Below are 1,758 nucleotides of genomic sequence, written 5' to 3' on the forward strand. Positions count from 1 at the left end.
GTTAGAAGAAGGAATGAAATTATATCAATTTCCATATTCTAATGTTCATCCTAGTGGATCTGTATGTACGGGTAGAGTTGTGATACCTGAATTCCGGGCTTTAAAAGATTTAGAAACATTTCATGTTTTATTCTTTGCAAGTTCATTTAATCACGACCTTACACATACTCATACGGAACCAGTTGGAGAGCTATTTAAACGATTTGAAAACCAAAGTTTTGATGATTCTATTTTAATGGAATCGGAAATGACTTTTTAATACACGCTCTTTAGAGTGATTGTTTATTAGAAGCAGGGGAGTATTTATTAAAAATAATAATTTTGTTGGAGTTTAGATTATAAACATTGGATCCAACATGCTTAGGAGGAAATACGGTGTATTTAGATTATGAAACACGAATGAGAATTGAGAGAGAAAGACAACGAATTATTAAGTTTTTAAACGAGAAGGGTATTACACAAAATTCAGATGGCAAAAGAGTCAATGATTTACCACTTTGGCCATTAACTTTAATGGAACATAAGTTACTGGCAGACAGTAATTAGGTACATCGAATTTCTGAAAATATCAGGACTATATATAAGCAAAGATACTAGGAGGATTTTTTATTATGACAAACTTATTCGATTTTTTTGATATGGAAACACAAGTAGAGGAAACAACAGTACCAGTGAAAAAAGCTGCTTCAGAGCAAGCCACTGCTAAAAAGGAAGAAAAAAAGGAAAAAGCAAAAGGTAAGACAAAGAGTAGTAAGAAATCTAAGACTACAAAATCTACAGATTGTCTAGATAAAATCAATACAACAACGGTTGTTCGCCACGTAGTATTTGGAGATATACCGTTAGTAGATTGGTTTACAGAAGAAGAAATTACACATGGAATCGCTGTTCAAAATGGAGATTCAACAGATGTAAGAAAAATAGAAGCAGAGGATATCCGCGTAAAATTAGAGCATCGTTATCCCTCATTTGTTAAAGGCTTAACTGTCATTAAATATGATGAGGATACAAATGCACTACTTCCGATTTTAACTGTCGGCGCAAAAGGAGCAAGTATTGTAGAGGGACAATCCATTTCAGATTGTCCTTTTTCTTTTCTTAGTACTTGGCTGAATCACTTTTTACCTGGGGATTTTATTCCGAGAACACTATTAATGGACTTTATTATTATTGCACAAGCCATTTCTCGTAAATGTGATTGCGAATTGCATGCTGATATCTATTTCAACAAAGAGCGTGGTTATTTTATGGACTTTCCACGCCAGCAGGTAGCAACTGAAATTGTAATCCCAGAAACGAATATAGAGATGCAGTCTATCGCTATGAAAGTTATGGAGATCCACAGTCATCATCGTTTCTCTGCTGAACCAAGTGATTTAGATAATCAAAGTGAACGGGCTCCTATTCTTTATGCAATTGTTGGCAGAATAGAGGATGTTTTCCCTGAACTACGAGTACGCACTTGTATAGATGGAAAATTTCATTCTATTAATCCTAACTTTATATTTGCAGGAGAATATGCAACGAAAGGAATAAGCCAAGATTACGATTTAAGTAGGATCACACTTTTAAAATAAATACACAAGGGGGCGTAAAAGGGACATATTTTTATGTCTCTTTCTTTATTATGACAACATTAAAAACAATTCACGTTTCAATGTTTACAAAGATAAAGCACTACATGTTAGTTCTTACAAAGAATAAACAAGCAATAGAGGGATCGCATGATGACTATAAGCTATTTCAATTTATGTGCAA

General features: G+C 33.7%; 2 protein-coding genes and 1 pseudogene. All 3 read left to right on the forward strand.

All coding sequences use genetic code 11. The features are described from left to right. A pseudogene (locus FOT98_RS30600) lies at positions 1 to 259 on the forward strand (prokaryotic E2 ligase family D protein); the annotation flags it as partial. A 116-nt stretch (positions 260 to 375) separates the two neighbouring features. Continuing rightward, on the forward strand, positions 376 to 546 hold the full coding sequence (locus FOT98_RS30605) for a hypothetical protein (protein WP_000280378.1): 171 nt from the start codon (positions 376 to 378) through the stop codon (positions 544 to 546). Between the two features lie 65 nt (positions 547 to 611). Then, positions 612 to 1,577: an MPN domain-containing protein gene (locus FOT98_RS30610; RefSeq protein WP_000182857.1), complete on the forward strand. Its 966-nt coding sequence runs from the start codon at positions 612 to 614 to the stop codon at positions 1,575 to 1,577. Positions 1,578 to 1,758 lie beyond the last annotated feature (181 nt).

The organism is Bacillus sp. HY001, from assembly GCF_007558965.1.
Classification (GTDB): domain Bacteria; phylum Bacillota; class Bacilli; order Bacillales; family Bacillaceae_G; genus Bacillus_A; species Bacillus_A mobilis.

What these genes read in the sequence shown, in the direction of transcription:
- FOT98_RS30610 (WP_000182857.1), top strand. Translation starts at nt 612, where the DNA reads ATGACAAACTTATTCGATTTTTTTGATATGGAAACACAAGTAGAGGAA.